Source organism: Psychromonas aquimarina ATCC BAA-1526 (assembly GCF_000428725.1).
GTDB lineage: Bacteria > Pseudomonadota > Gammaproteobacteria > Enterobacterales > Psychromonadaceae > Psychromonas > Psychromonas aquimarina.
This window is the reverse complement of the sequence record NZ_AUAM01000113.1, coordinates 1-2,738: the sequence shown is the minus strand read 5'-3', so window position 1 is coordinate 2,738 and position 2,738 is coordinate 1. Positions and strand designations below refer to the sequence as shown.

Annotated in this window: 5 protein-coding genes and 1 pseudogene; 1 reads left to right on the top strand and 5 read right to left on the bottom strand. The window is 36.0% G+C overall.

Annotated elements, in window-relative coordinates; all coding sequences use genetic code 11:
* Positions 1-84: 84 nt before the first annotated feature.
* Positions 85-693 (top strand): annotated as a pseudogene (locus G337_RS26795) (transposase); the annotation flags it as partial.
* 69 nt (positions 694-762) lie between these two features.
* On the opposite strand, the gene G337_RS0119075 reads toward G337_RS26795, so the two are convergent.
* The 5 genes from G337_RS0119075 to G337_RS28745 all read right to left on the bottom strand — a co-directional run bounded on the left by G337_RS0119075 (position 763) and on the right by G337_RS28745 (position 2,337).
* Positions 763-1,080: a hypothetical protein gene (locus tag G337_RS0119075; protein ID WP_028865280.1), complete on the bottom strand. Its 318-nt coding sequence runs from the start codon at positions 1,078-1,080 to the stop codon at positions 763-765.
* A 102-nt stretch (positions 1,081-1,182) separates the two neighbouring features.
* Positions 1,183-1,689 carry a hypothetical protein gene (locus G337_RS0119070; RefSeq protein ID WP_028865279.1) on the bottom strand — a complete coding sequence of 169 codons (507 nt, stop codon included), beginning with the start codon at positions 1,687-1,689 and terminating at the stop codon, positions 1,183-1,185.
* A 17-nt stretch (positions 1,690-1,706) separates the two neighbouring features.
* The gene (locus G337_RS0119065) at positions 1,707-1,961 is read right to left on the bottom strand and encodes a hypothetical protein (protein ID WP_028865278.1); all 255 of its coding nucleotides are present in this window, start codon (positions 1,959-1,961) and stop codon (positions 1,707-1,709) included.
* 11 nt (positions 1,962-1,972) lie between these two features.
* Entirely contained in the window at positions 1,973-2,200 is a 228-nt protein-coding gene (locus G337_RS0119060) for a hypothetical protein (protein WP_028865277.1), read from the bottom strand.
* Entirely contained in the window at positions 2,200-2,337 is a 138-nt protein-coding gene (locus G337_RS28745; protein ID WP_157619398.1) for a hypothetical protein, read from the bottom strand. The genes G337_RS0119060 and G337_RS28745 overlap by 1 nt, the downstream gene beginning before the upstream one ends.
* Between the last annotated feature and the right edge of the window lie 401 nt (positions 2,338-2,738).

Sequence of the window (2,738 nt, the reverse complement as noted above, 5' to 3'; positions counted from 1 at the left end):
TTAAATGGAGAGCCGTATGCGCTGAAAGGTGCACGTACGGTTCGGAGAGGAGAGGCTGAGAAATAGTGCGACTACGCTCTGCCTCTTACTCTACGCGCCTCTAGAGTGAAAGGCCAGTTTTATTATCTGTATATGATTGAGGATATTTACAGCCGTAAAATCGTCGGTTATGAAGTTCATGAAAATGAATGTGGAGATAAAGCTGCAGAGCTGCTTCAGCGAACCTGCTGGCGAGAACATATTGCCAATCAGCCGTTGGTATTGCATTCAGATAATGGTGCGCCAATGAAGTCAGTGACGATGAAGGCCAAAATGGAAGAACTTGGTATAGCCTCTTCTTATAATCGGCCACGGGTGAGCAATGATAATCCGTTCTCTGAATCTACATTCAGAACGTTGAAATATAGGCCTAACTGGCCATCAAATGGTTTTAAAAGCTTGCAGGAAGCAAGGGACTGGGTACAGGACTTTGCAGTGTGGTACAACGAAAAGCATAAGCACAGTCGGATAAAATTTGTAACGCCAAGTCAGCGTCATCAGGGGCTGGATAAGAAAATATTAGATAAACGAAAGTTGATTCTAGATGCGGCTAAAACAAAGAATCCACTACGCTGGTCTAGAGAAATACAAAACTGTAAAGCTATAGGAGCAGTGACATTGAACCCAGATCAAGAACAAAAAGAAGCTGCATAAAAGAGAACTAATTGGTGTCAACTATCTTGAAAAACACCGACGTCCTCTATTCTGGAATAGAGCCATTTTTTAATTAATTTTGAATAGTTTTGGTACAGGCCAATCAATAGTAAGAAGGGATTTAGCATATTTACTTCCAATATCACCATCTTTCTTTTTTACATTACCACTGAGAAGAAAAAATAAGCCTGAAAATCCTTTTAACAATTTGATTTCATCAACGACAATAATTTTTCCTTTAAAGGTATGACCATTAACTTCTATTTCATCACCTATCTTCACAGGGCAAAATTGATCACAAATCAATTTATGTTGTGCTTTGATTGCATCCCCAATTGCTTTTTTTTCTACAGCTAATTCATTAAGTTTCAATAATGCTTTATTCATAAAAGTTTCCCATTAGGTTATGTATCTTCAAATCTATTACAGAACTAATAATATCGAGCACCTGATTATTCATTAAATCTTTATCAACTTTATTCGTTTTGTCTACATAGTCCTCACCAATAATAAGAGGGGGATATTTAATTGATGCAGTAGCATAACTTGTTTTTGGCTGTTTATTCTAACTACCGATGCTGGTTGATTAATATCAGTAAACAATGTTGCATCCACAAAAGTATAATCAGGCAATAATAGCCACACATGCGCAATAAAGGGCTCTCCACTATGCCCTTTTAATAACATATCTTTTAATGCTTTTTTTGTTACAGGCCATACCGGCTTACCATCAACAATTATTCTTCCAATAACCAATTCACATTCAATTTTTAGCATTCGTAAAGTGTTATAAATTAAGGTATGCGCTAAAACGCAACATCCTGGTTGATTAGCTATGTAAGGTAAGTTCATCACGACATTCACTATTAAATCGATAAGTTGTTCTTCATCATCAGTAAATTTTCTATATGTAGGTAGCTCTGCTTTTAATTCCCAAGAAATAGTATCTTTTAGGGCTTGAGTTAAGCAAGGAAGTAAGTGTTTTTGATTTTGCATGAATTTCCTAGATTAAGTTAATTGTTAAGAAACGTAATGTCAGAGTATTTATGCTTATTATTATCTTCTCCCCCAGGCGACTGCAAAACTACACAGGTCCCTTCAACGCATACTACTTCTTCAATGCAATATTCAGATACATAGCAGAGTGCAGTCTCTTCATCTTTTTTGCATTTTTCAATAAATTCAGATGCTTCTGCCTCGCTTTCAAATTCAATTGTTGTTTTGAATTTCGCCACACAACTACCTGTTAAAACCACTTTTTTAGACATAAAATTTCCTATTAGTTATTAAGCCGGTTTAAAATCGGTGCCGGCAATTTCCTATCATAATAAAAAACTATTTGCGACAGAACCAACAAGTCAGCTTCGTGATAGGCAGTGACCCAGGCATTCGGGAGCATGATGTCGTAACGTTTAATATGATCATCGAATGAAGCAAGTGCATCAACAAAAGAACGCTCGGATTTATTTATAAGAGTAGGTACTTCAGTCCGTTGCAGTACTGCCATTAAAAATCCTTGTTAATGAAAGAGGCGAGGGGTTCTTTGGTTGCCCGAAGGTTGTCAAAATCATCGGTGTCTACTGCGCCTGAAAAAGATAAAGCTAAACCAAGTAAAAAGCAGGGGCGTTTATTTTGTTGATCCATTGGTCATCTCTATGAACTATATATTAGCCATATATTGTATATAACAATGAAATAGACCAAAACTCACCTCCATTGGGAATTTTCCACGATTATTCCGCTAATTGATATCTTGCTAGGAGTAAACGTGTAATTTGGGTTCTGTCGCAAATAGGTTTTTTAGTGAAAATTTAATATTCATTAAAAACATACACTTAAAAAGTCACAAAATACCAAGAAGCAGATCTTTAAATTAAATGTACCGAAAAGAAGTGATTATCATTACGATACGTTTAATTATACCAATGATATGAGATACACATTTCTCTTTGCACGGCAAGATCATTATAAATTGAACTTTTTCTACAAGTAGCGATCAGATCCCCATATACTAACAATCTGTTATTTGGTGATATTAATGAGCG

What these genes read in the sequence shown, in the direction of transcription:
- G337_RS0119075 (WP_028865280.1), bottom strand. Translation starts at nt 1,080, where the DNA reads ATGAATAAAGCATTATTGAAACTTAATGAATTAGCTGTAGAAAAAAAA.
- G337_RS0119070 (WP_028865279.1), bottom strand. Translation starts at nt 1,689, where the DNA reads ATGCAAAATCAAAAACACTTACTTCCTTGCTTAACTCAAGCCCTAAAA.
- G337_RS0119065 (WP_028865278.1), bottom strand. Translation starts at nt 1,961, where the DNA reads ATGTCTAAAAAAGTGGTTTTAACAGGTAGTTGTGTGGCGAAATTCAAA.
- G337_RS0119060 (WP_028865277.1), bottom strand. Translation starts at nt 2,200, where the DNA reads ATGGCAGTACTGCAACGGACTGAAGTACCTACTCTTATAAATAAATCC.
- G337_RS28745 (WP_157619398.1), bottom strand. Translation starts at nt 2,337, where the DNA reads ATGGATCAACAAAATAAACGCCCCTGCTTTTTACTTGGTTTAGCTTTA.